Raw genomic sequence first — 26007 nt, forward strand, 5'->3', positions numbered from 1 at the left:
TGGTGTGGGTCATGGGTCGAAGATCCGCGCAGCGGACGCCGAAGGCGCCCTTGACGCACACCACCACGACTAGCACGATCAAGCAGCCCGGAGCCGCGCCCCCACACTGGCGGCCGATCGGCAGCCGGTGCCGCTCGGCTCTACACCCGCCGCACACACCCGCACACCGGAGCCCCGCCACCACACAACCCCGCACACCCGCACACCGGAGCCGCGCCACTGGCTAACCCCGCACACCCGCAGCCCGGAGCCGCGCCACCACACTGGCCCTACCCCGCCGCACACCCGCACCCCGGAGCTGCGCCACGACACCGGCTGACCCGCAAACCCGCACCCCGGAGCCGCCCCACCAAACGAACTCTCACCCCCCGAAAGCCCGCGCGTGGTGTGTGGCTGAGCTGTCAGGCGGGGCGTACGACATACGGTTGTCCGGTGGCTGATCGGTATGGGAACGACGTGCTGGCTGGAGACTGGCGGAAGCCCAAGAACGGGCGGACCGTCGAGGTGGAGCTCGAGAAGGGGATGGTCGTCGAGGAGCCGAGCTCGGGGTTCGTCGGGGCGGTCGTGCGCTGGGAGCACGGCGTGGTCGACCTCGAGGACCGGTTCGGCAAGATCAGGACCTACCCGCTCGGGCCCGGCTTCTGGCTGGACGGCAAGCCGGTCAGTCTGAAGGCGCCGAAGAAGGCCGGACCGGCGAAGAAGACCCGGACGGCGTCCGGCTCGGTGGCCGTCGACAACGTCCGGGCGAAGGTGGCGCGGGCCAGCCGGATCTACGTCGAGGGCCGGCACGACGCCGAACTGGTCGAGCGGGTGTGGGGTGACGACCTGCGGATCGAGGGCGTCGTGGTCGAGTACCTCGAAGGCGTCGACGACCTGCCCGGGATCGTCAACCGTTTCCAGCCCGGTCCCGGCCGCCGGCTCGGCGTCCTCGTCGACCACCTGGTCGAAGGCTCCAAGGAGTCGAAGATCGCCGCGCAGGTGACGAACAGGCACGTCCTCGTCGTCGGGCACCCGTTCATCGACATCTGGGAGGCGGTCAAGCCGTCCTCGGTCGGGATCAAGGCCTGGCCGAAGATCCCGCACGGGCAGGACTGGAAGAAGGGTGTGCTGCAGGCGTTCGGCTGGCCCGCGACCGACCAGGCCGACGTGGCCGCGGCCTGGAAGCACATCCTGTCCAAGGTGAACAGCTACGCCGATCTCGACCCGGCCCTCCTCGGCCGGGTCGAGGAGCTCATCGACTTCGTGACTCTGGACTGATCTTCGGGATCTTCGCCGCGATCCACCTCTGGATCCGGTTGCGGACCCGTCCGACGTACCAGGTCACGACGCCGAGCGCCGTACCCGCTGCCAGGACGAGCCCGGCGAGCAGAGCCGCGATGATGCGTACGGCGGCCACGTCGACGAGGCCTGCGACGACCAAGAGGGCGATGCTCAGCCCGATGGCTGCCAGCGGCAACCACCGTTGGAAGAGCAGCGGCTGCTTGGCCGGCGTCAGCTTGGGATTGCGGATCAGCCGCTCCCACAGCGTGGTCCGCGCCGGCTCGGTGAACCATCGCGCGGCCCCCAGCAGCCAGGACTTCGGCTGGTGCTTGCGGTCGGCCATGGCCTTGACCCAGCTGCTCGGCTGGTCGCCGAGCGCGACTGAGACCTGGACCATCCGGTCCGCCAGACCCTTCGTGGTCGCCCGTCCCTCGGCGGACTGGTTCAGCTCGTCGCGCATCGTGGTGAGCGCGGACAGCACGGTCGCGTCGCGGAAGTCGTCGGCCAGCCGCTGCACCCGCTCGGCGACCTTCTCGACCTTCCAGTCCTCGGCCAGCAACACCTGCTGCTGGGTCTCGCGGATCCAGTCCGGATCGGCGCCGAGCAGGGCGCCGAGGTGCGCGACGCAGTGCAGCCGGCCCATCAGCCAGTCCCAGCGCCGCCAATCCGCAGCACCGAAGGCACCGAAGTGCCCGACCTGGGTGCCGTAGAGGATCCGGTCCTTGAGCAGGTTCGCCACCGATCCTTCCTGCAGATCGTCCAGCAGGGTCAGCGGGATGTCAGGTCCGAGCCGGACGAACTGGAACGGCGCACTGCGCTGCTGCGGCGTCCGGGCCGACGTACACCGCGACACGATCTCCACCTCGAGCGCGGTCTCGACCAGTTCCCAGCCGACTGCGACGACCAGATCGGCGAACGCCTCCCCAAGCGCCCGCTGCACCTGCAGGTCCTCGAACATGTCGCTCAGCGCGACCGCGACCGTCTCGGCGCCACCGGGCAGCTTCAGCTCCAGCTCGGCGTTCGCCAGCTGTCCCGACAGCGCATCCCGGACCGCCTGCGTCTTCAGCAGGCAGTCGCTCGTCGCCTGCAGCCGATGCTCCAACTCCTCCTGCTGCGGCACGTCGGCGCTGTCCAGCTTCGTCCGCAACGAGCGCAGCACCAGCCGTACGACGCGCTCGGCCGCCCCGGTCCCCCACAGCCAGCTCGGCCTACCCTCGGCATCGGTGTGCAACGGCTTCGTCGAGCCGTCCGGATCCGGGACCCAGGGGTGCTCGGTCGCCAGGATCTCGTCGATGTCCTGCTCCGACAGCGCGGTCGCGGCGTCCAGCACCGTGCTCTGGTCCTGACTCGCGATCGTCACCGCCTCCCACACCTCGCCGGCCGCCCGGCCCCGCGAGTACGTCGGCTGCAGGGCCTTGGCCGCCTCCCGCAGCCGGTCCCGCTCGGCTGGTTGCTCCATGCAACGGTCGAACAGCCGCTGGGTGTCCGACCAGGACGCGTCCGCCTCCAGGAGCAGCCGCTCGAGCTGCTCGACGTCGGACCGGAAGTCCACCTCGCGCGGAAACTGTACGGCCGACAACGCCGCCTTCCGCCAGCTTGGCGCGTCAGTGCCGACCAGCTCGGTCGCCGCATGGCCGACGCCTGCGGACGGTACGACGTACAGCACGTAGCGACTCGCACGGCCACCGACCGGCCGCCGGGCGACGACGTCCAGGACCGGCCCGAACGGCGCGTTGTCCAGCACGCCGCCGTCCACCAGCCAGGCGCCGGACTCGGCCATCTTGGGCTGCAACCGCGGCGGCGAGCCGGCCAGCTTGGGCGTCTCCTGGACCGGCGCGAACGCGGCCGGGAACGACGCGGAGGCCCGGGCGGCGAGGGCAAGCAACTTGATGTTGGTCAGCTCGTTCTTGTCCGCGACCGAGAACGTCCGGGTCTGGCCGTCGTACGTCGCGGTCTGCTCACTGGTGAACCGGAAGAGATAGCGGTGATCCGGTACGACGAAGCACTGCCCGGCCGCGTCGGTCGCCTCGAACTGCTGAACGCCGAGGCCGGACGCGGTGACGAAGAGCGTGACCGCTTCCTCGGCAGTCGACTCGCCGGCCTCCGCGACGCCCTTGATCAGCTCGTCGAGCTCGTCCAAGAAGTACTCGCCGTCGAGCACCGAGCTCGGCTTGTCGACCGACGGGACCAGCTTCCCGACCTCGAGCGACCCGAGCCCGACCCACTTCTGGCGCAGCCAGGGCCCGTGCTCGCCGTCGGGGTCGAGTGTCGACCCGTTCGAGATCGCTGTCGCCAGCAACGACCCGTTCAGCCCGCCGGCACTCGTCCCGGCGATCACGTCCACGACGACCCGCCGCCGTTCCTCACCCCGGTGGCACAGCTCCCGCCACCGCTCCGCAAGCACCTCGTCGTACGGCTGCGACGCCGGTGACCCCGCCGGGCCGGACGCACGCCGGATCAGGTCCAGCTCGTGCGTCACCCCGCCCATCCACACCGCCAGGCTGACCCCGCCGTTCAGCACCAACGCGATCCGGACCTCGTGATCGGTCATGCAACCCCCTCGTTTGTGACAGGGATACCAAATGGTGACGAGCATGGACAGTCGTCGCAGCAGAGAGTGAACAAAAGGGTGCAATCAGCCGTTGTCCGAGGCACCAAGCGGCGTCATTCTGTAGCTGGGGGTGGTCGTCATGGGCAGAGCTGCTTTGGCGGTCGCAGTTGTCGCCCTGCTGGCCGGCGGCTGTGACGACACGCCCAGCGGCGAGGTTTCGCCATCACCGGCGCCGACCACCTCGACCGGCGAGCCGTCGTTCGATCCGACCACACCGGAGACCACCCAGCCCACCCGCCGCCAACCGGCGATCTCGATCGCCACAGCTCCGATCGGCGGCGGGAGCCCCAGGGAGGACGGCGTCAAGCACTGCGCTGACGTCAACTGGCTGGGCCGGAACCCACTGCCCGCGGGCACGACGCTCAAGCTCGGCACGCCCACGCTCGATCCCACCGGGGTCTTCGAGCTCGACCAGTCCGCCTGCGACGGCGACGAGCAGCCCCCCTGCGCGAACGTCGAGTGGAAGACCGACAGGCTCAGCACCTGCTACGTCGGCGCCCGGCAGGTTGCCAACAGCACTCGCAACGTCCGGCTGATCATCCCGATCGAGGCGACCTGCGAGACCCAGGACTACTGCAACAGCCTGGTCGACGACGACCAGGACAGGGTCGAGTTCGAGCCCCGCGTCCTCGAGACCCCGACGACCGACCCGACCACCGAGCCGCCCACCGATCCGCCCACGGAGACACCCGAGACGCCCGTCGAGACACCGTCGGGCGGCTGACCGGATGGCGGAGCAGGATTCCCAGCTCGAGCGCTGGCTGAGTCTGGCGGGGAAGGTACTCCCGCTGGTCACGCTGATCACCGCGCTGCTGTTCTACTTCGGCTACGTGTCGGCGCGATCGCAGTACGAGTACTTCGGGATCGACGTCGACACGGTCGGCCTGAGCACGCAGGAGTACGTGATGCGCAGCCCGCAGCCGCTGCTCGTTCCGCTGCTGGTGATGACTCTGCTCGCGGTCGCGGGCCTGCTCGTGCACAATGCGATCCACCCGACCGAGGTCGGCGTACGGCGGGCCTCGCGGGCGACCGTCGTACTCCTGCTGATCGGCGTCATCGGTCTGCTGGCCTTCCCGTTGATCGGACAGCTTCCGTACTACGCCCTCGTCGTGCCGACCGTGATCGGTCTGGCGGCGGCCACGCTGGCGTACCTCACCTATGTCCGGCGCAAGCTGAACCCGCAGCACGGCGGCCAGACGGCGCTGATCGCGCTGCTCGTGGTCGTCACCGTCACCTGCGCGTTCTGGGCGACGGCGACGACGGCGCAGTACTCCGGGCGTGGCCTGGCCAAGGCGGACGCGGAGAACCTGGACAAGTTCCCGGTCGTCATCCTCGACACCAAGGAGAAGCTCGCGCTGCGCTCCCCCGGGCTCGAGGAGACCGCGTTGCGGCCGGGTGCGGGCCAGACCTTCAACTACCGCTACCGCGGGCTACGCCTGCTCGTGGTCGGCGACGACCGGCTGTTCCTGGTGCCGCAGCAGTGGAACGCGTCCAACACGACTGTCGTCGTACCGCTGGACAGCTCGGTGCGCGTGCAGTTCCAGTTCCAGAACGATCCGCCGTAGTGCTCAGGCCGAGTCGCGGATGATCAGTTCGGTGTCGTAGATCTCGGGGCTGGTCAGGTCCGCACCGCCGATCTTGGCGAGCAGGATCTCGGCCAGCCGGGCGCCGAGCTTCTCCACCGGCTGCCGGACCGTGGTCAGCTTCGGCGTCGTGGTGGTCGCCATCACCGAGTCGTCGAACCCGACCACCGCGACGTCGTCCGGCACCCGCCGGCCGCGCTGCGACAGGACCCGCAGCGCCGTGGTCGCCATCAGGTCGTTGGCGACGAACAGCCCGTCCAGGTCGGGGAACTCGTCGAGCAGCCGGAGCGCGGCCTGCTCGCCGCCGTCCGCGGTGAAGTCGCCGAAGGCAACGGCCTCGGTCAGCCCGGCCTCCTTCACCACTTCCTGGTAGCCGGTCAACCGGTCCAGTCCGGCGGTCATGTCCAGCGGCCCGGCGATCGTCCCGATCTTGCGGCGCCCGATCGACAGCAGGTACTCCACCGCGGTCCGCGCGCCGGCGACGTTGTCCACGTCCACACTCGCCACCGGTACGTCGACACCCAGCGGCCGGGCGCTGAACACGATCGGGAGCGGCAACTGCGCCAGCTCCTGCAGCACGTTGTCGCGGCCGTGGTGGCTGACGATGATCGCGCCGTCGACGTGGCCGCCGCGCAGGTAGCGCAGCAGGCGCTGGTCGTCCCCCTCGGCGGGCTCGATCAGCAGCACGAGCTGCGACGAGGTCGGCGCGAGGGTCAGGCTGACGCCGCGCAGGATGCCGGCGAAGAACGGGTCGGAGAAGACCCGGCTGTCCGGTTCCGGTACGACGATCGCCACCGAGTCGGTGCGGCGCGTGACCAGTGCCCGCGCGGCCCGGTTGGGCACGTAGCCGAGCTGCCCGATCGCCCGCTCGACCGCAGCCACGGTGTCCGGAAGCACCTTGGGCGACCCGTTCACGACCCGCGACACCGTGGCGCGCGAGACTCCCGCAAGCGCCGCGACCTGCTCCAATGTCGGAGAACCAGAGTCCTTCATCGGTCCTCCTCTGGACGACTGACTGACCTTCACACCGTATTACTTTCCCGGTCTGATCGCTCAGCCCTTCGTTCTCGTGTTGGCGGCTTTGTCAGCGAGGTCGAGAGCCTGTTTCCAGGCGGCCTGCGGGGCCTGTTTGCCCTCGTCGACCCGGGCCAGCGCGGCGCTGAAGATCTGGTTGATCTCGCCCTCACGCGGACCCTTGTGCTGCTTGAGGAAGACGTTCTTCGCCCGGTTGATGAAGATCTGGCCGACCGGTGCATTGCCGAAGTACGCGTTGACCTGACTCTTCACCTGCTGGTCGTCGTACGCGTCGAGTGTGGACGGGAACGAGCCGACCTTCTTGAACACCTTGACCTGCTGCTCCGGCGCGGTCAGCCAGGCGGCCAGCCGGGCCGCCTCCTCGGGTTGCGGCGACTGCTTCGGCACGGTCAGGTACGAGCCGCCCCAGTTGCCGCCTCCGCCGGGGAACACGTCCGCGACGTCCCACTTCCCCTGGCCGTACGTGCCCGCGTTGTCCTGGATCACGCCGAGCATCCAGCCCGGGCAGGCCATGGTCGCGAACGCGTCGGTGCGGAACGCCTTGTTCCAGGCGTCGCTCCAGGCCGGCAGCTTGGCCGACAGGCCGTCCGCGCTGCCCTGCACGATCTGGTCCCAGGTCCGCTTCAGCAGCGGATTCTCCGCGCCGAGGTAGCGGTCCTGGTTCGAGTAGTAGGCCTGGATCAGCTGGTTGCGCATCGCCTCCCAGGTCAGCACCGCGGAGTCGTACCAGGCCGAGCCCGGCACCCGCTGCTTGAACTTCCGCCCGGTGGCGAAGTACGACGACCAGTCCGGGAACAGCTTGGCCACCTGGGCCCGGTCGGTCGGCAGCCCGGCCTTGGCGAACAGGTCCTTGCGGTAGCAGATCGCCTCCGGCCCGATGTCGGTGCCGTAGCCGATGATCTTGCCCTCGGGTGTGGTCGCGCCGGACACCTTCCAGTCCAGCCAGCGATCCTTCAGTTCGTCGGCGCCGTACTCGCGCAGGTCGACGAACTTGTCCGCCTTGGCCAGGTAGTTGTAGATCCAGCTGATCTCCATCGCCTCGATGTCGGCGAGCCCCGACCCGGCGGCCAGGTTGGTGTCCAGGTTCTTGACGTGGGCGTCGATGGTGGGCGCCTTGCGCTGGACGATCTTGATGTTCGGGTGCAGGGCCTCGTACTCGCGGTACAGGTCGTCGTACCCGAACTCGTTGAAGGTGGCGATGGTCAGCTCGATCCGCGGACCGTCCGTTTCGTTGCTCGAGGCATCGGTCGTGCCGGTTGCACCGCAGGCGGAGGCGAGCAGCAGGACGCCACAGGCGAGGAGTGCCGCGACGGGGCGGCAGCCGGCACTGGGCCGCATGGAAAGCTCCCTGGAACTGGACGGAGTTGAGAGCGCTCTCGGATCGCGAAAGTGTGCTGAGTTTCGAGCGTCCCAACCGGTTGTGTCAAGCACCTCGCGGTCACACTGAGACACCGGTCACGGAGCGAACCCCGCCGATCACTCACAGAGAGTGAGAGTCAGGAGCGTGGTGGGGCGACGGAGTCGCGGACCACGACGACGGTGCCCAGGGTCACCACCGGCTGCTGGTGGGCGAACGGGTCCGCGTTCTTGTCCTGCCCGGACAGCCCGGCCCGGACCGCCGCCCGGCCGAGCTCCTCCAGCGGCACCCGGACGGTCGTGAGCGCCGGCTGCAGCTCGGTCGCCACCGGCACGTCGTCGTACCCGACCACCGAGACGTCGTCCGGGACCGACAGCCCGCGGTCGCGGAGGGCCGCGTAGACGCCGGCCGCGACGATATCGTTGGCCGCGAAGACCGCGGTGAAGTCGAGGCCGTCGTCGAGCGCGCGCAGCGTCTGCTCGTACGACCACTGCCGGCCGAACGCGCCGGTGCGGACCAGCGCCGGGTCGAACGGGATCTTGCGCGCCTGGAGCGCCTGCTCGAAACCACGCAGCCGAGCGGTCGTCGTGGACAGCGCGGTCGGGCCGCCGAGGTAGAGGATCCGGGTGTGGCCCGCGTTCAGCAGGTGGTCGGTGATCGCCGCCGCTCCACCGGCGTTGTCGTACTCCACCGCGTACGCCGACTGGTCCGAGGACAGTCCCGGTCGCCCGCAGAGCACCAGGCTCGAGCCGGCCGCCTTGAGCTGCCGGGCCCGCTGGCTGACCGCGGCGAAGTACTCCTTGTCCTCGACCGCGCCGCCGACCAGGATCACCGCGTCCGCGCGCTGCTCCAGCAGCAGGTCGACGAACCGGAGCTCGGCCGACTGGTCGCCCTGGGTCGAGCAGACCAGGCAGAGCCGTCCGGAGGCGACCGCCTCGGACTGGACGCCGCGGGCGATGTAGGCGAAGAACGGGTCGACGATCTCGTTCACCACGATGCCGACCACGCGGGTGGTCGATCCAGCCAGGGCCCGGGCGTGCGCGTTGACCACGTAGCCGAGCTCGCGCATCGCGCGCTCGACCGAGGCCCGGGTCGCCGCCGCGACCGGATAGTTGCCGTTGACAACCCTGGAGACGGTGGCCGTGGAGACGCCGGCGCGTTTCGCCACGTCCCGGATGGTCCGGGCCGCGTCGGGGTCACGACGTTTCGCCCGCGGCCGCGGGGGTTCCGCCGCCATCCATCACCACCTCCTCCGCCTCCTCAGGTCCTCCCGCCATCCGGATGACGCAGCGCAGCCCGTCCACCTCGACCTCGATCGCCTCGGCCAGAGCCTCGGGCCACACCGTGTCGCCGGACAGTACCACCGCCGACACCAGCAGCACCGGACCGCCGGGATGCTCTCGGCGGACCAGGTACGGCGTCGCCGAGTGCGGCCCGAACGCGTTCGTGTCGAGGCCCAGCCGTACGCCGGCTTCGTCGTACCCATGGAGTCCGACGACCACCGAGGTGAGGCGATCGGTCCGGACCGTCTGGGCCCAGGTGCCGGCGGTGGTCGCCTCCGGCCGCTGCTGGTCGGCGATGGCATAGCCGCCGTGGCGAATCGTCACTCCGCCGGGCCCGTCGACCAGGACGCACCGGACCTCGACCCGGCCGAGGACGACTGATGCCACCTCGATCCGCGAAGCGCCTACCTTCCACCAGGAGGCTGCGCGTCGGCCGTCCACCGCGATCCGCCGGATCCTGCCACGCTGGCTGGTCCCGTCTGGACCGACGAGAGCCACGTGGTTGTCGATCCGGTCGGCCGTCAGCTCCGGCCCGGTGCGACTCGAGTACGCGAGCCGGTCGTAGTGGTGGTCGGCAGGCGGCTCGCCCTCACCGGGCGCAGCATGGTCGCTGCCGTGGTTGAGCAGCCGGACGATGCCGTCGTGCCGCGTGCCCTGCAGCAGGAAGCCGGGTGCCGGCATCGCCCGGACCTGATCGTCCTCGTCAATCGGCAGTGCCTCCTCGCGGTCGGTCCACACCGGATGCTCGGCCGGGAGCAACAGCCCTAGGAAGCCCTTCGACGCCCAGTACGGCGACCCCGGTCCGGAGTAGGACTGCGTCACCGGCAGGAAGTGGTGATGCCACCCGAGCGACAACAGCCCACGCTCGTCCGGCACACCGTGGTCCACGAAGTGCCGCAACATGCCAGAGCAGAGCCGCCGCGTCTGGCCCGGCGTCAGCGGCGAGGCGTCCAACAGCATGCCCATCCAGTACGGCGCTGCCGCGGCCATGCGGTAGCACAGCGACCTGCCCTGGTGGACGGGCGCGCCGTCGGCGCCGACGAGGTGGACTGCGTCCTCCAGGAACCGCCGGAGCCGGTCGCCATAGACAGTCAGTCGCTCGTCGGCCGCCGTACCGGCCATCCGGGTCCAGAGTCCTGGGTAGAGGTGCATCGCCCAGCCGATGTAGTGGTCGAAGTTCTGACCGTCGCCGTCGGTGTACCAGCCGTCGCCGACGTACCAGTCCTCGATCCGGTCGAGGCCGCTGTCGATGTCGTCCTGCGAGTACGGCGCTCCGACGGACGCGAGGAACTGCTCTCCGACGACCTGGAACAGGCGCCAGTTGTTGTCCCACGTCTTGGAGCCGACGAACCCGGACAGCCAGTCGACCACCTTCTGCTGGTCCGGCCCGTCCAGCCGGTCCCACAGCCAGGCCCGCGACTCGTGCAACCCGACCGCGATCGCGGCGGCCTCCACCATCTGCTGCGAACACGGCGTCAGCCGCGGCCACTCGCCGGCCGCCCCGGCGATCAGGCCTCTTGTGTACCGCTCGACCAGCCGGTCGTCGCCCTCGGTGGCCGCGATCCGGAACGCTGCCAGCAGGAAGCTTCGCGCGTAGCCCTCCAAACCATCGCAGTCCGCACCCGACCAACTCCCCCGCCCAGGCAACCGAACCTGCGCCCCACTAGGCGTGAACCACGGGCCCAACGAGTCGAGCAGGTGATCAGCCACCGCCAGCCAGGTCCCCCGCGTATACCCCGTCCGCGAAGACAACGCCCGATCCGGCGCCGGCAACCGCAGCCCCTCCGACGGCCGCCGCCCGACAGGCAACCGATCCGCCCCCGGCAACCGCTCCTCCACCGCCCCGCCCGACAACCACCGTCCGTCCGGCGACGGCGACTGGCCTTGGGACGGTCGCTGGTTTTGGGGAGTGGCTGTCATGCGATGCGTCCGAGGTCTGCCCAGTCGATGCCGTGGGCCAGGTCCAGTCCGGCGGCCAGCCGCTCGATCTCCGCCACCGCGGCCTCCCCCAATCTGACCGCTTCGTTGCCCATGGCACCGGCCAGGTGCGGCGTGACGAAGACGTTGGGAAGCTGGAGGAGTTGAGAGCTGGCCGGCAGCGGCTCGGGATCGGAGACGTCGAGCACCGCATCGATCCGCCCCGAAGCACACTCCCGCTCGAGTGCCCCGTGGTCGATCAACCCACCCCGTGCCGTGTTGATCAGAACGGCCCCATCCGGCATCGCGGCCAGCAACTCGGCCGACACCATCCCCCGAGTCTCCGGCAGCAACGGAGCATGCAGACTCACGATGTCGCTGCCACTGAACAACGTCTTCAGATCACACCACCGCGCCCCGAACGCAGCCGCCTCGGCCTCACTCAGATACGGGTCGTTCACCAGTACGTCGACATCGAGCCCACGCAGCCGCTCGAGGACGAGCCGGCCGGTCCGCGACGCGCCCAGCACGCCGATCGTCGTACCGAGGTTGCCGACGATCGGTGCTCCCGGCAACGGGCGGCTGTCGTCGACGGTCCGGTACCAGTCGCGGAGGCGGAACGCGCGCTTGCCCGCCAGCACGATCGCGGCGAGCGCGAACTCCGCGACCGGGATCGCGTTGGCCGCTGCCGCCGAGCTCACCGCGATCCCGCGCTCGAACACGACCGGGTCGACGAAGGTCTTGATCGTGCCGGCCGCGTGCACGATCGCCCGGAGCTTCGGCGCGGCGTCGAGGAGGTCCGCGGTGATCGGCGGGCAACCCCAACCGGTCAGCAGCACCTCCGCCTCGGCCAGCTCGGCACGCACGGGCTCGAACGACTCGCGCAGTACCGGTACGCCGTCCTGCAGGCCGAGCGGCTCCGCGACGCGTTCGAGGCGGTCCCGCACCGGCGGGGTGACAACTTGCGCCCAGGTCGCTTCCGGCATCGCCACCAGGGTGGGAATCCGGGTGGCGGCGTGATGGTTCGGCACGAATCACTCCTAGTAAACGGTTACAGAAAACCGTAGACGTGCGTCGCCAGCCCGGTCAAGGCTGATTCCCGAACGCCCTTGACACCAACCAAACCCGTCCCTAAGTTGAGCTCTCATCCCCACAGCAAACGGTTACTATCGAGGAGGACCATGCCCCGCCGCCCACCCCCGGCCCACCCCGCACCCCCCTCGGCTCCCCCACCAACCACCCCAGCCGACCCCAATTCGGCGCACCCCGGCGCCACTCCAACTCCCCACGACTCCGCGCACGCCGACGTCAGCCCAGCGGGCCGCGACTCGGCGGGTGGCGCGAGTGGGTTGTCTCGGGGAGGTGCGGCTCGGCGCGGACCGGCCTCCGTTGGCGGCGCGTCCGTCGGGTCGGGTGGGGATGTGGGTGCGTCAGCTAGGCGTCGTTCGGCGCGGCGCTCGGCTGGGGGTGGGGGCGCGTCGGGTGGGCGGGGGTCGGGGGGCTCGGGGGTGCGGTTGTCGTTGGGGGTTCGGTTGCGGCGGGATCGGACGATGTTGTTGCTGGTGCTGCCTGGGTTCTTGTTCTTCGTGGTGTTCCACTACGTGCCGCTGCTCGGGAACGTGATCGTCTTCCAGGACTACCAGCCGTACCTCGGCTTCCGCGGCAGCCCGTGGGTCGGGCTCGGCAACTTCGCCGTGTTCGCCGAGCCGGACTTCTACCGCGCCCTGCTCAACACCCTGAAGTTCGCGCTGCTCCAACTCGTGCTGTTCTTCCCGGCGCCGATCGGCCTCGCGCTGCTGCTCAACAGCATCCTGAGCTCGAAGGTCCGCCGGTTCGTGCAGAGCGTCGTGTACCTGCCGCACTTCATCGGCTGGGTCATCCTGATCTCGATCAGCCAGCAACTGATCGGCGGCACCGGCCTGCTCCCGCAGGTGCTCGGCGAGCTCGGCCTGCCCCGGGTCGACCTGATGACGAGCCCGGAGTTCTTCCCGTGGCTGGTCACCCTGCAGCTGATCTGGAAGGACGCCGGCTGGGGCACGATCATCTACCTCGCCGCCCTCCTCAACATCGACACCGACCACTACGAGGCGGCCGCGATCGACGGCGCGAACCGCTGGCGCCGCCTCTGGCACGTCACGCTGCCCGGCATCGTCCCAGTCACCTTGCTGCTGCTGATCCTCAACCTCGGCAGCATCCTGTCGGTCGGCTTCGAGCAGATCCTGCTGCAGCGCGACGCGGTCGGCGCGGATGCCGCCGAGGTGCTCGACACCTACGTCTACTTCCACGGCGTCCTCGACGGCCAGTGGGGACCAGCCGCCGCCGTCGGCCTGGTCAAGGGCCTGATCGGCCTCGTCCTCATCCTCGGCGCCAACAAACTCGCCCACCGCTTCGGCCACGAAGGGATCTACCGCCGATGAAGTCGTCTCAGCGGCCACCGTGGATGGAGCCGCCGTCGCGAGCCGGGCTGGCGTTCAAGGCGCTGGCGATCGTCGTCGTCTGCCTGCTGGTGCTGTACCCGTTCGTGAACATCATCGCGACCAGTTTCGCCAGTGAACCGGAGATCGTCCGCCGGGGCGGGATCATCCCACTGTTCCCGACCGAGCCGACGCTGGCGGCGTACCGGACCATCTTCGCCGGCGGCGTGGTCAGCCACGCGCTGCTGGTCAGCGCCGGCATCACAGTGATCGGTACGGCGCTCAACCTCGTCGTCACCATCGGACTCGCGTACGGGCTGAGCCGGCCGATCGTCGGCGGGCGGTTCGTGCTGACCGCCGTACTGTTCACGATGCTGTTCGGCGCCGGCATCATCCCGAACTTCCTGCTGGTCAAGCAGCTCGGCCTCTACGACACGTACGCCGCCCTGATCGTGCCCGGCCTGGTCAGCGCCTTCAACTTCCTGGTGCTGCGCAACTTCTTCCAGAACATCCCGGCCGAGCTGATCGACAGCGCCCGGATCGACGGCGCGGGCGACCTGGCGATCCTGCTGCGGATCGTGCTGCCGCTGTCGAAGGCGGTGCTGGCCGTGGTCGCGTTGTTCTACGCGGTCGGGCACTGGAACGCGTTCTTCAACGCGCTGCTCTACCTCAGCGACACCGACAAATGGCCGCTGCCGCTCGTGCTGCGGCTCTACGTGCTGCAGGGGCAGCCGGTCGGCGCGGGCGCCGAGTCCCCCGGCGAAGCGGTGGCGTCGATCCAGGCCGTGCAGATGGCGGTCGTCGTCGTGGCGCTCGTCCCGATCCTCTGCGTCTACCCGTTCCTTCAGCGCTACTTCACCAAGGGCGTCCTCACCGGTGCCATCAAGGGTTAGGAGAAAACCGTGACCACCTCATCGGCCGGCCTCAGCCGCCGGAGCTTCCTGCGCAGCGCGGTCGGCGTCGCCGTGATGAGCGCCGCCGGCGTACCCACGCTGGTTGCCTGCAGCAACGGCAGTACGGCGTCCGGAACCGCCCGGGCCTCGTCCCTGACGCTGCCGACGTACGTCGCCTTCGCCGGGCCGAAGCCGGATCTGCCGGGGACCGCGGACGGTGTGCCGCCGGCGTTCCGCAGCTACCCGAAGGACCTGGTCAAGACCGTCGCGCAGCCGCCGTTGAAGGGCGGCAAGGTGACGGTGATGACCAACATCTTCGACCCGCTGCCGCCGTCCAAGGACAAGAACACCGCCTGGCAGGAGGTCGAGCGCGCGCTCGGCGGCAGCCTGGACCTGACCATCGTCCCGGCCAGCGACTGGGAGACGAAGTTCCAGACCGTGCTGGCGGCGAACGAACTGCCGGACCTTGTCCTATTGTCCGATCCGTCAGTTGTCAACAATCTACCGGCGTTCCTGGCGGCCAAGTGCACGGACCTGACGCCGTACCTGTCCGGTGACAAGGTGAAGGACTACCCGAACCTAGCCAACGTTCCGGCCGTCATCTGGCAGGCGTGCGTGGTCGACGACAAGCTGTACGGGTTGCCGATCCCGCGCAGCATCACCGGCGGCGCCGGCTTCTACAACCAGCGCCACCTCGACCAGGCCGGGGTCGCGTACCCCACGTCCGCCGAGGAGTTCCTGGCCGCGTGCAAGGCGCTGACCAAGCCGCAGGAAGGCCGCTGGGCGATCGTCAACTCGAAGGGCAACACGTTCTTCACGATGATCCAGCAGATGTTCGGCGTCCCGAACGGCTGGCGGCTGGAGAGCGGCAAGCTGGTCCGCAGCTTCGAGACGCCGGAGTACAAGGCCGCGCTCGAGTTCGCGGTCGGGCTGGTCAAGGCCGGTGTCGTCGTACCGGGCTCGGACGGGATCGACAGCCAGGCCCGGAAGAACGCGTTCAAGGCCGGCAAGGGAGCGTTCGTGTACGACGGCTTCCCGGCGTACCCGGACTACCTGAAGGACCTGAAGCGGCTGGACCCGGCCAACGACCCGCGAGCGTTCGTGCCGATGGCCCCGGCCGGCGGCAAGGCGAACACCTGGTCGGACAACATCCTGTTCGCCTACACGCTGATGAAGAAGGCCGACGAGGCCCGGGCGCGCGAGCTGCTCGGCGTGGCCAACTTCTTCGCCGCGCCGTTCGGCAGCACGGAGAACCTGCTGCTCACGTACGGCGTCGAGGGCGTCGACTTCACTCGGGACGCGACCGGCAACCCGAAGCAGACAGCCAAGGGTGAGGCCGAGCTGACCGTGCCGTGGAAGTACATCGCCGGTCCCCCGCAGGCACTGTTCAACGCGTCCGACCCGACGTACGTCGACAAGGCGCACGCCGATCTGACCAAGCTGATCGGCATGGTCGTCAAGGACCCGACCGCCTCGCTGATCTCGCCGGCCAACGACAAGTCCGGCGGCGACCTCGGTCAGGCGCTGACCGACGTACGCAACGACGTCATCGCCGGCCGGAAGCCGATCAGCGCGTTCGACGCGGCGGTGAAGAAGTGGGCGAAGGACGGCGGGGACAAGATCCGTGCCGAGTTCGAGTCGGCGCTGGGCGGTGCGAGCCCGCGATGAGTTGGCTGACGGAGGCACGCCTCGGGCTGTTTGTCCATTGGGGCATCTACGCGGCCGCCGCCCGGCACGAGTGGGTGAAGTCGTACGAACGGCTGACCGACGAGGACTACCAGCCGTACTTCGACCACTTCTCGCCCGATCTGTACGACCCGGTGCAGTGGGCCGAGGACGCCTGGAACGCGGGCATGCGGTATCTCGTCATCACGACGAAGCATCACGACGGGTTCTGCCTGTGGGACTCGAAGCTGACGTCGTACTCGGCGCCGCACACGCCGTGGGGCAAGGATCTGCTCGCCCCGATGGTCGACGCGTTCCGGGCGCGCGGGTTCCGGATCGGGCTCTACCACTCGCTGCTCGACTGGCACCATCCGTCGTTCCCGGTGGATCTCTACCACCCGCAGCGCGGGGACGTGGACTTCATCGACCGGACGGCGGATCGGGACGTTGCCGAGTACGCCGACTACCTGCATGGTCAGGTGCGTGAGCTGCTGACCAACTACGGGCAGATCGACGTGATGTGGTTCGACTTCTCGTACGCCGGTCGCGGGTTCAACGCGAAGGGGCCGGACGAGTGGCGCTCCGAGGAGCTGCTCGCGATGGCGCGGGTGCTGCAGCCCGGGATTCTTGTCAACAATCGACTGGGGCTCGGGAGCGGTGACTTCACCACTCCCGAGCAGGTCCAGCCGCCGGGGAACGAGGTTGCTGCTGGCAACGGTACGCAGGTGCCGTGGGAGGCGTGCCAGACGCTGAACGGCAGCTGGGGATACCACCGCGACAACCACGACTGGAAATCGCCGGCGCTGCTGATCCGGATGCTGGTCGACTCGGTCTCGAAGGGCGGCAACATGCTGCTCAACGTCGGACCGAACGGGCGCGGGGCGTGGGAACCCCGGGCGCTGTCCGTACTGTCCGGAGTCGGCGACTGGATGCGGCTGCACGAGCGGTCGGTGCGGGCGTGCGGTCCTAGCGCGTACGTCCCGCCGGCCGACTGCCGGTACACGCAGAACGGCAACCGGCTCTACCTGCATCTGTTCGCGTGGCCGATGGGCCATCTGCACCTGCCCGGGCTCGGCGACAAGGTGGCCTACGCCCAGTTCCTGCACGACGCCTCGGAGGTTCAGCGGGTGACCGTCGACCCCTCGGCGCCCGGGCACACGTACCTGGCCGGCCTTCCCGACAACACGCTCACCCTCAAACTCCCCAACCACGCGCCTGCCCCGGACATCCCGGTCATCGAGCTCTTCCTCCGGGACTGAGCTCACCGGAGCGCTGCTCCCCCGAGCGTGCCTCCTGCAGCGCTGCTCCCCGGGCGGTGCTCCCCTGGAACGGCGAAGGCACCCACCTCGACCCGGTGGGTGCCTTCGTCTTTGTCTTACTGCCGGATCGTCGTCGGGTCAACAGGCGGCGGGTTCAGGCCGAGTGCATCGAGCTGGGCGACGGCCTCGGCGTCGACCGGGACGCCCCAGGCGCGGAAGAAGTCGCGCAGGTCGTACCCGGCGGTCCTGCTCGACAACACCACCAGGTTCCGGAGCCGCAACGCCTCGTCCGTGTAGCTCCCGGCGTACGGGCGCTCGACCCGGACCAGCTTGTGCAAGTTCGGCCAGAAGCTGTCACCGAACGCCAGCCGAAGCTGCTCGAACATCACCAGCTTCTCGTACGGATCGAAGGTCTTGCCGTAGTCCACCCCCGGCTGCCGCAGCTTGCCCGGCGCGCTCTGCCACGGGGTCAGCCCGGTCTTCGCGTCCGGCGCATGCAACCGCGGTTGCTGGCCGTACTTCGTGGCAAACACCGCGTTGACGGCCAACGAGTAGATGTTGACCGTCACCTCGGTGAGCGAGCTCGGCTTGTACGTGATCTGCTGATGCTGGTGCCCGAGCTCGTGGTAGATGCCCCATCCACGCGTCCGCAGTCCTTCCACCGTGAGCATCCGGTCCTGGATCGGCGGCGGGAACGACATGTGCCCGTGCGTCGCGTACGCGCCGACGCCGGTGATCGCCGACGGGTAGCCGACGATGTGGTACGGATGCGGCTGCCTGACGTGCAGCGGCGACGAGCCGTCGAAACCGCTGACCTGGTCCTCGATCCGGACGATCTCCTCGTACGTCGACAGCAGCGTGGCGTGGTTCTCGGTGCGGTAGGTGAGCGCCGAGTTCCGCTCGATGGTGATCAGTGTGTGCGGTGCGACGAGCTCGACGTACGGCGTGGTGCGTTCGTCGAGCTGGCGCTGGAACTCGGACTCCGACGTCCGGCCGAGAACGAAGTACGGCATCGGCTGTACGGTGTCGCCGAGGCTGACCTTCGCCTGGCCGGTGGCGCCGATCAGCTTCAGGTAGACGACCCCGCCGCCGGCGTCGGTGACGGTGTTGCGGCCGAGCTGGAGCGGGTACTGGCGCGGTGCCTTGAACTCCTTGCGGGCGTCCGCGTCCGGTGCGCCGACGACCAGGGTCGGGGCGAGGCTGCCCTGGTGGACGAGGACGTTGAGCGGGGTGTCCGCCGGTAGGTAGAAGCCGGTGGTGCGGAGCTCGGTGTTGCTCAAGCTGTTCTGGGTTCGCTCGAGCTCTGTGGTCCGCGCTGACGGGAGAGCTTGGATCACGAACGTGTGGCACAGCTCTTCCGTCACGTTGGAACGGGCAGCCATGGCTGTGGTCACGGGTACTGCGGTCATGGCTGCACCGACCGCGGCGGCGGACAGGATCTGTCGCCTGGAGTAAAGGGGTGGTCGGACGTGCGGCATCAGAACCTCCTGGGTTGTTGCCCGACCGGGGCGGTGGGGCGGGGATGGGATCGATGCAGCACCCGGCGACCCGGCCGGCCCTTTCTGCCGGCCCCGGTTGCTTGCGAATCTGTGAGTTCAGCCCGAGCTACAGCCCGGGGCTTCAGCTCCGGCTGAAGCTGGCGGTGTGCGTCGCGCCGCGACTGCCGCCGACGGCGATGTCGAGCACGATCTGCTTGCCTGCAGCAACGACTGTCACGCTGTGGTCCTTTGTCAGCACGCGAGCAATCCGATTGTCGACAATCAAACGAAGCGTCTGGACGGTCCGGCTGGGATCGGACACCGCCACGTGAATCGTGCTGCCTTCCATTCCGACGACGACGGACGCCGGGCCGTCCACGGTGACCTCACCGGCCTCCCTCGCCGTCCAGAAGTTGGCAAGCGTGAGCTGATCGCGACCCGAGCGGATCGCCTGCACCTCTGCGGTGTTCGACAGCACGGTCACGCCGGGATCCGCCGCCCGCTGCGCCGTCCGCCAGGCACTTGCCCCGGGCAACAGGATGTAGGCGTACTGCCCGGTTGCCGTGCCGTGGTCGAGCACGAGCGACTGATAACGACGGGTGTACGGCGTCGTCGAGCCGGCCGTGTCGTTGCCGGTGTTGATCTCCCGCCAGGCGCCGGTGCGATCCTCCCGCTGAGCGCGGAGTTGACCGCCCAGCGGGAAGACATACCCGCCGACACCTTCGAGGTGCGCCCAGCGCGGATCGTCGTACGACGCATCGGCGTCCTGCATGCGGCCGTCGACCAGGAGGGCCGCAGTGCCGCCCTCGTGCAGGTTGCGGTTCTCGACCACGGTCTCCACCGGGAAGCCGTCGGTTCCGGCGATGCCGGCGCCCAGGGCGACGATCGAGTCGTACAGGCAGAACCAGGACTTCCTGGCCTGCAACGTCTTGTCGTGGTTGATCAGGTGCATGCCGACCGCACCGGCCCTGTTCCGGTACGACGCTCCGCCGGCCCACTCGGCGTACGCGGCGATCGTCCCGGTGCCACCGCCGGTACCGTGCGGAAGTCGCGGCTTCGTGCTGACCGTCGTACCGGGCATGCGCTGGGCGTCGACGGTCGGCCAGAAGGCGTCGAAGAACTGGGCGTGGTCGTCGTTGTAGAGGTAGGTCATGCCGTCGCCGACGTACCAGCCGCGGAGGTTCTCGCCGTTGCCCCACTCGTAGCGGGCCATTCGCTTCGACGACATCGCGATCGCGAACGTCCAGCCCGGGCGCCGGTGGACGACGCGGTCCTGGTTGTGGAACTGGAAGTGCGCGGGGGTCGCCGGCGCCGGGGCGATGCGCGCGTCGTCGAGGACGGCCTTGGCGCGGGAGATCTCGGGGATCGACGCGCCACTCAGGTAGTCGTCGAGGCGGTCGCGGGTGATCCAGCCCTTGGCGAGTGCCTTGTATCGGCTCGCATACGGCTCGACGACACCACCGGCGAGCAGCAGCACGGTCGACGTGGTGCCGTGCCCGTGGCGGTGGTCGCCGGCGCGTTCGCGCGAGATCGCCCGGCCGGACACGCAGTCCATCATCAGATTGTCGACAATGAACGGCGCGAAACTCGCCTCGACCGCGTCCAGGATCACCGCGCGGTTCGGGTCGCTGATCTGCCAGCTCGACCCGCCGAGCAACGAGAACAGGTTGGCCACTCCGCCGAGGGCGACGTTGCCGTAGGTACCGACGTAGGCGAGGTTGCCGTGCTGGACGAACGAGCCGTCGCGGTAGAAGCCGTCGCCGCTGGTGACGTAGGTGAAGACGCTGTTCTTGCCGGACTCCGCCACGTCGCTCAGCGCGTCGCGGGCGGCGGCGACCTTGTCGGCCGACTTGCCGACGATGCCGCGCAGCGCCACGATCAGCGCCTTGTCGACCCGGTTGGCGCCGGTCTCCCGCAGGTTCGGCGAGTTCGTCCGCCGGTTCGGGTTGGGCACGAACCGGTCCACGGCCTTCAGGTACGACGCCAGTTGCTCGGCGGACAGGGCGTCGTACGCGAGGATGCAGGTGTCGAGCAGGGCGCGCGGCGCGCCGATCTCCCAGAACCACCAGTTGCCGGTCTCCGGCAGCGTCTCGTTGTAGGCCCGCGCGTAGAGGAAGTCGAGAGCGCTCGTGAGCTGGTCGGCCGGGTCGGCCATGAGCGTGGTGCCGGACGTCGCGCGCGCCAGCGCGATGGTCTTCAGCCTGGTGTAGCTGATGGAGAAGTTCCCGGAGGTCGAGCTCAGCGGGAGGTCGGGCCAGAGCGCGGTCCGGTCGGCGTCGACGATCAGATTGTCGACAAACTCCTGCGCCTGCGCGCTCAGCTTGGCCAGGGCGTCGGCGTACGCGGGATCGCTGGGGTCGATCGCCCCACCGGTGTTCAGCGCGGCCCACCGATCGCGCAGTACGTCGAACTCGTCGGCGGCGGCTGCGGTCCCAGCGCCGTGCAGACCAGCAGCGGTCAGGGCGCCGGCGGCGAGACCCGCCTGGATCAACAAGCGGCGGCTGACGGAAGGCGGCATCGCGAACTCCTCTGGGCGGCGGGCAGTAAACGCTTACCGCACAGCCTCCACGATGCTCACAACGGTCGTCAACAACTTGTTGTGATCACTTCTGATCACTTCTTGCCCTGACTTACGGCAGCAGGTCGCGGACCACGGCGTCGGCGAGCAGGCGGCCGCGGTCGGTCAGGACCAGGCGGTCGCCGGTCCGGGTGACGAGGTCGGGCATCGCGTCGGCCGCGGCCCGGCCTTCGTCGTCGAGGACGTCGAGCGGAAGTCCGGCGGAGAGCCGGATCTCGAGGAGCACGCGTTCGACCCGGCGGGTTTCGTCGTCGAGGATCTCGCGGGCATGGGCGGGACTGTCGCCGGCGTCGAGGCGTCCGGCGTACGCGCTGGGATGCTTCACGTTCCACCAGCGGACGCCGCCGACATGGCTGTGCGCGCCCGGACCGATCCCCCACCACGTGTCGCCGCGCCAGTACAGCTCGTTGTGCCGGCAGCGCGCGTCCTCGGCGCGGGCCCAGTTGGAGACCTCGTACCAGTTCAGGCCGTGGGCGGACAGCATCTCGTCGGCCAGCACGTACTTGTCCGCGAGATCGTCGTCGTCCGGCATCGGCAGCTCGCCGCGACGGATCCGGCGGGCCAACTGGGTGCCGTCCTCGACGATCAACGCGTACGCGCTGACGTGGTCGGGGTCGGCCGACAGCGCCGACTCCAGCGACGCCCGCCAGTCGTCGAGCGACTCGCCCGGCGTCCCGTAGATCAGGTCCAGGTTCACGTGCTCGAACCCGGCCGCGGTCGCCTCCTTGACCGCCTGCAGCGCCCGCCCCGGCGTGTGCTGCCGGTCGAGAATCTTCAGCACGTGCGACGACGCGCTTTGCATTCCGAAGCTGACCCGCGTGAACCCGGCCTCGAGCAGCGCCTCGAGGTAGGCCGGATCCACCGACTCGGGATTGGCCTCGGTCGTCACCTCGGCCCCCGGCGCCAGCCCGAACTCGTCGCGGACCGCGGCCAGCATCCGGCCGAGATCAGTTGCCGGCAGCAACGTCGGCGTACCGCCGCCGAAGAACACCGTCTCGACCGGCCGGTCCAGGCCGTCGAGCACCCGGCGCGCCAGCCGGACCTCACCGACCGCCGTGTCGGCGTACGACGCCTGCGACGCACCGCCGCCGAGCTCGGTCGCCGTGTAGGTGTTGAAATCGCAGTACCCGCACCGCGACGCGCAGAACGGCACGTGCAGGTAAAACCCGAACGGCCGGGACGCGGCTTCGCGTACGGCGGACTCAGGCAGCGACCCGTCCCGGGGCGCAACCTCCCCCTCGGGCAGTGTCGACGGCACCCCTCAAGAGTACGAGGCGGCTCGAGACGCGATCGCCGAGGCTTCGCGGTGGCGGAACGTGCCGGACTGACTACATCTTGCTCATGAACACCGAGCCTCAGCTGGTCTGATACATCGGTCACCAATGGAACTCGGACCTCGGACGGGCCGTTGTGCTTCTGGGGGTGTTGCTCCGAGAGGACCGATGGATGAGCAGGCGGGTCGAACAGAAGGCTCAGGCGCGGCAGCGGATCGCGGAACTCCGCGCCGCCCAGGAACGACGTAAGCGACTGCTGATAGCGCTCGGCGCCGTCGCGGTGGTCGTCGTGGTGATCGGCGCGCTGGTCGTCGTACGGCTCGCCGGCGGTGGCAAGCAGACCGCGACCGGCCTGTCCGGGGCCGCCGATGCAGGGATCGTGTCGGCGTTGGCCGCCGTACCGGCGACGACCTTCGACCAGGTCGGATCAGACGGCGTACAAGGCGGACCGGCCGCGATCACCGCGCCGGCGCTGACCACGGACGGCAAGCCGAAGGTGCTCTACATCGGCGCCGAGTTCTGCCCGTTCTGCGCGGCCGAGCGGTGGCCGGTCGCGGTGGCGCTGTCCCGCTTCGGCACCTTCAGCAACCTCGGTACGACGCACTCCGCGGGCGACGACGTCTATCCGAACACGCCGACGCTGTCCTTCCACGGCGCCTCGTACACGAGCAAGTACCTGGCCTTCACCGGCGTGGAGACCACCACCAACGAGAAGGTCGACGGCCAGTACACACCACTCGACACCCCGACCGCGGCCGACCAGCAGACCTTCGAGACCTACAACGAACCGCCGTACGTGAAGAGCGGCGGCTCGATCCCGTTCATCGACCTGGGCGGCAGGTTCGTCTCCTCCGGTGCGACCTACACCCCCGAAACCCTGGCCGGCAAGACGCCCACCGAGATCGCTACCGCGCTGAAAGACCCCTCGTCCCCCATCGCCCGCGCTGTCGACGCCTCCGCCAACCTCTACACCGCCGCCCTCTGCCAACTAACCAACAACCAACCTGGCACCGTCTGCACCACCCCCGCAGTCACCGCGGCCGCCGGAAAGCTCACCCAGTGAACCCCAAGCCACTCGGCTGGATCCCTTGGACGACCCTCGCCCTATCCCTCACCGGCCTGGCGATCTCCACCTACCTCACCTACGAACACTTCACCGCCGCCACAACCCTCGCCTGCCCCAACACCGCCACCATCAACTGCGTCAAAGTCACCACCAGCCAGTACTCCCACCTCTTGGGCATCCCCGTAGCCCTCCTGGGCCTGGCCTTCTTCACAGCCCTCGCCGTCCTCACCCTCCCCACCTCCTGGCGCACCCCCTCCCCCTGGCCCACCCGCCTCCGCCTAGCCATCACCACCACCGGCGTAATCGTCATCTGCTACCTAATCTGGACCGAACTCTTCCGCATCAACGCCCTCTGCCTCTGGTGCACAGCCATCCACGCCCTAACCCTCCTCCTCTTCGCTCTGTCAGCAATCCACCGCGCCTTGTACGCGGACTAACTCACGCACCGCCCCATCAACAACCGACCGTGGACTCGCCACATCCGCCTAGCTCGTGGCGCAGCGCAAGCCGTCATGCTCCAGTTGACCAGCGCGTCGCCATTCGCCTTACCTGAGTCATTGACCAGGCCCCACCATCCACGGCTAGGGTGCGACTCCAGCACTTACGCAACCGGGGGGTTCGAAGATGCAAGACCGTGCCGATGAGGAGCGCGTCCGCCAACTGCTGTTCGACATCACCAACTGCGCCGATGTTCCGGCCGCCTCTTTTGATTCCACCCACCCATGTCACAAGATCGTGGGTACACAGAGAGGACTCTCGGACGGTTTTCAGGTCCCGGAGCCATGGGCTGGTCACATCGGCTTGGCACCCCTGCTGTTCGTGAGCAGCAACCCGTCGATCAGCGAGGCCGAGCCCTATCCGACATGGGCCGATGACCGCGAACGCCGCATTACCTTCTTCGAGGAGCGGTTCGGCGATGGTCCCGGGCAGGTGAAGGACGGCGTCTACTTTCCGCTGGCCACGCAGTACAAAGGATCGTGGCACTCGCCACGAGCTGTCCAGTTCTGGAACGCATGCAAGCGAAACGCAGAGCTTCTCTTTCAAAGAGCCGTGCGGCCGGGCGTGGATTACGCAATGACCGAGGTCGTGCACTGCAAGAGTCACTCCGAAAAGGGCGTTCAGCACGCCCGTCAACGTTGTTCGAACCGATGGCTCCGAGCGATTCTTGAAGTGTCGCCCGCGACAGTCGTCGTGGTGCTCGGCGAGCATGCACGCGTTGCGATTTGCGAGCACACGAGCGGCGACCTCGCCTACTGGACCGCGACTCGCGTTGCTGTCGCCGGTAGGGATCGCGTTGTCGCGGTTGCACGTCATCCCAATTTCCATGGCCCGCGCAAGTGGACCGATCACTTCGCCGAAAGCGCCCTCGCCGAGTTGAGTAATGCTCTCCGATCGGAGAGCAACAGTCAGGAGTCGTCAGCAGAGACCGCGCGGTTTGAGTCTTCGACCGAGCCTGCCACAGCGGTTGCGCTCACAGACCTGCCGCGCAGCGGTGCGCATGCAGTCGCGGCGGTGCGACTGCATGAGACATCGGACGCGATCGGGTCCTCAGCCCGACGGTCACGGGCCGAACCCGCCGCGCTCAACTCGACGGTTGTCGAGGCAGCATCCTGGCGCCTGGCGAGTGAGTTGGCCCGTCGGCATCCTGGAGTCGTTCGAGTGACTCGTGAGCATCCGGGCGGCGGCCTCTACGACGTGCTTGCGCTGCGGTCCGACGCAGGTCTCGAACTCATGCTCAATCGCCAGGGCACCATCCAGATCCATGGACGCCATGACCAGTCCGATGTCGATTGGGCACCGACTCCATGGGTGGATTACCTGGCTCACGACCCGCGCGCGTTTCTGGAGTGGTTGGAGTCGGCCGCCGGCTTGCCGCTCGTGCAGAGGGTACCGGCTAGCACGCCAACAACACTCGTCTACAGGACCTTGGCCGGAATCGCCGCGACCTCCTTCATGACCCTGCATTCGCCTGAGATCGAGATGGGCTACATCGACACCGCGGGATACGGCGGAGGGCCAGCGAGTTGGCTTGACATGTTCCCGATCGGAGCCGAGGTTCGTCGCCCACAGCCCGCTGACTTGTTCGGCCAGCCAGGTTATCGCTTCTGGATGTGCAGGCGACCTGGCCTGATGCTGGCCTTCGAGACGTCTAATGGAACGGCTTGGGCAACCAGGGGTGAGCCCGTTGAGCTCATGCAGCGTTACCAGGCGGTCGGGCGTGACATCGACGCCCTGACCCGTGATCTCATGCTCCTGGGCTCGTTGCCCGCCAGAAAATGAACGGGTCGGCACCTCGCCCCGCACCAACTCCGGGCACGAACTGACTTCGATAAC

General features: G+C 68.7%; 19 protein-coding genes. 10 read left to right on the forward strand and 9 right to left on the reverse strand.

Annotated features, from left to right (window positions below; genetic code table 11):
• The first annotated feature begins 432 nt into the window (after positions 1–432).
• The gene (locus tag AB0H36_RS32200) at positions 433–1257 is read left to right on the forward strand and encodes a DUF3097 domain-containing protein (protein ID WP_360532133.1); all 825 of its coding nucleotides are present in this window, start codon (positions 433–435) and stop codon (positions 1255–1257) included.
• Here the strand turns inward: AB0H36_RS32200 and AB0H36_RS32205 are convergent.
• Positions 1232–3811: a DUF3376 domain-containing protein gene (locus tag AB0H36_RS32205; protein ID WP_360532136.1), complete on the reverse strand. Its 2580-nt coding sequence runs from the start codon at positions 3809–3811 to the stop codon at positions 1232–1234. The two genes, AB0H36_RS32200 and AB0H36_RS32205, sit on opposite strands and share 26 nt — an antisense overlap.
• A gap of 139 nt (positions 3812–3950) precedes the next feature.
• Between AB0H36_RS32205 and AB0H36_RS32210 the strand changes: the two genes are divergently transcribed.
• Entirely contained in the window at positions 3951–4595 is a 645-nt protein-coding gene (locus AB0H36_RS32210; RefSeq protein ID WP_360532139.1) for a hypothetical protein, read from the forward strand.
• 4 nt (positions 4596–4599) lie between these two features.
• Complete coding sequence (locus AB0H36_RS32215; protein ID WP_360532142.1) at positions 4600–5436, forward strand: hypothetical protein; 837 nt, start codon at positions 4600–4602, stop codon at positions 5434–5436.
• A 3-nt stretch (positions 5437–5439) separates the two neighbouring features.
• Here AB0H36_RS32215 and AB0H36_RS32220 read toward each other — a convergent pair whose 3' ends face one another.
• The 5 genes from AB0H36_RS32220 to AB0H36_RS32240 form a co-directional block, all read right to left on the reverse strand.
• Positions 5440–6447, reverse strand: coding sequence for a LacI family DNA-binding transcriptional regulator (locus AB0H36_RS32220; protein WP_360532145.1), 1008 nt, complete (start codon positions 6445–6447; stop codon positions 5440–5442).
• A gap of 60 nt (positions 6448–6507) precedes the next feature.
• On the reverse strand, positions 6508–7827 hold the full coding sequence (locus AB0H36_RS32225; protein ID WP_360532148.1) for an ABC transporter substrate-binding protein: 1320 nt from the start codon (positions 7825–7827) through the stop codon (positions 6508–6510).
• Between the two features lie 158 nt (positions 7828–7985).
• The gene (locus AB0H36_RS32230; RefSeq protein ID WP_360532151.1) at positions 7986–9083 is read right to left on the reverse strand and encodes a LacI family DNA-binding transcriptional regulator; all 1098 of its coding nucleotides are present in this window, start codon (positions 9081–9083) and stop codon (positions 7986–7988) included.
• Positions 9043–10968, reverse strand: a complete 1926-nt coding sequence (locus AB0H36_RS32235) for a DUF2264 domain-containing protein (protein ID WP_360532318.1) — start codon at positions 10966–10968, stop codon at positions 9043–9045. Before AB0H36_RS32235 ends, AB0H36_RS32230 begins: the two co-directional genes overlap by 41 nt.
• 77 nt (positions 10969–11045) lie before the next feature.
• The gene (locus AB0H36_RS32240; RefSeq protein WP_360532154.1) at positions 11046–12077 is read right to left on the reverse strand and encodes a hydroxyacid dehydrogenase; all 1032 of its coding nucleotides are present in this window, start codon (positions 12075–12077) and stop codon (positions 11046–11048) included.
• A 519-nt stretch (positions 12078–12596) separates the two neighbouring features.
• Between AB0H36_RS32240 and AB0H36_RS32245 the strand changes: the two genes are divergently transcribed.
• The 4 genes from AB0H36_RS32245 to AB0H36_RS32260 are packed head-to-tail and all read left to right on the forward strand — an operon-like array spanning position 12597 to position 17277.
• Positions 12597–13463: an ABC transporter permease subunit gene (locus tag AB0H36_RS32245; protein WP_360532157.1), complete on the forward strand. Its 867-nt coding sequence runs from the start codon at positions 12597–12599 to the stop codon at positions 13461–13463.
• Positions 13460–14353: a carbohydrate ABC transporter permease gene (locus tag AB0H36_RS32250; protein ID WP_360532160.1), complete on the forward strand. Its 894-nt coding sequence runs from the start codon at positions 13460–13462 to the stop codon at positions 14351–14353. The genes AB0H36_RS32245 and AB0H36_RS32250 overlap by 4 nt, the downstream gene beginning before the upstream one ends.
• A 9-nt stretch (positions 14354–14362) precedes the next feature.
• Positions 14363–16021 (forward strand): hypothetical protein, encoded by a 1659-nt coding sequence (locus AB0H36_RS32255; protein WP_360532163.1) that lies wholly within the window; start codon positions 14363–14365, stop codon positions 16019–16021.
• Positions 16018–17277: an alpha-L-fucosidase gene (locus tag AB0H36_RS32260; RefSeq protein ID WP_360532166.1), complete on the forward strand. Its 1260-nt coding sequence runs from the start codon at positions 16018–16020 to the stop codon at positions 17275–17277. The genes AB0H36_RS32255 and AB0H36_RS32260 overlap by 4 nt, the downstream gene beginning before the upstream one ends.
• Before the next feature lie 116 nt (positions 17278–17393).
• Here the strand turns inward: AB0H36_RS32260 and AB0H36_RS32265 are convergent, their stop codons facing one another.
• The 3 genes from AB0H36_RS32265 to hemW form a co-directional block, all read right to left on the reverse strand.
• Positions 17394–18686: a M60 family metallopeptidase gene (locus AB0H36_RS32265; RefSeq protein WP_360532169.1), complete on the reverse strand. Its 1293-nt coding sequence runs from the start codon at positions 18684–18686 to the stop codon at positions 17394–17396.
• 211 nt (positions 18687–18897) lie between these two features.
• Entirely contained in the window at positions 18898–21273 is a 2376-nt protein-coding gene (locus AB0H36_RS32270) for a polysaccharide lyase 8 family protein (protein WP_360532172.1), read from the reverse strand.
• 112 nt (positions 21274–21385) lie between these two features.
• Positions 21386–22591: a radical SAM family heme chaperone HemW gene (gene hemW, locus AB0H36_RS32275; protein WP_360532175.1), complete on the reverse strand. Its 1206-nt coding sequence runs from the start codon at positions 22589–22591 to the stop codon at positions 21386–21388.
• Between the two features lie 188 nt (positions 22592–22779).
• On the opposite strand from hemW, the gene AB0H36_RS32280 reads away from it, so the two are divergent.
• From AB0H36_RS32280 to AB0H36_RS32290, 3 genes are all read left to right on the forward strand, one after another.
• The gene (locus AB0H36_RS32280; RefSeq protein ID WP_360532178.1) at positions 22780–23670 is read left to right on the forward strand and encodes a DUF929 family protein; all 891 of its coding nucleotides are present in this window, start codon (positions 22780–22782) and stop codon (positions 23668–23670) included.
• Entirely contained in the window at positions 23667–24110 is a 444-nt protein-coding gene (locus AB0H36_RS32285) for a vitamin K epoxide reductase family protein (RefSeq protein WP_360532181.1), read from the forward strand. Before AB0H36_RS32280 ends, AB0H36_RS32285 begins: the two co-directional genes overlap by 4 nt.
• 187 nt (positions 24111–24297) lie before the next feature.
• The gene (locus tag AB0H36_RS32290) at positions 24298–25953 is read left to right on the forward strand and encodes a hypothetical protein (RefSeq protein WP_360532184.1); all 1656 of its coding nucleotides are present in this window, start codon (positions 24298–24300) and stop codon (positions 25951–25953) included.
• Positions 25954–26007: the final 54 nt, after the last annotated feature.

This window comes from Kribbella sp. NPDC050820, from assembly GCF_040653975.1.
Taxonomy (GTDB): Bacteria; Actinomycetota; Actinomycetes; order Propionibacteriales; family Kribbellaceae; genus Kribbella.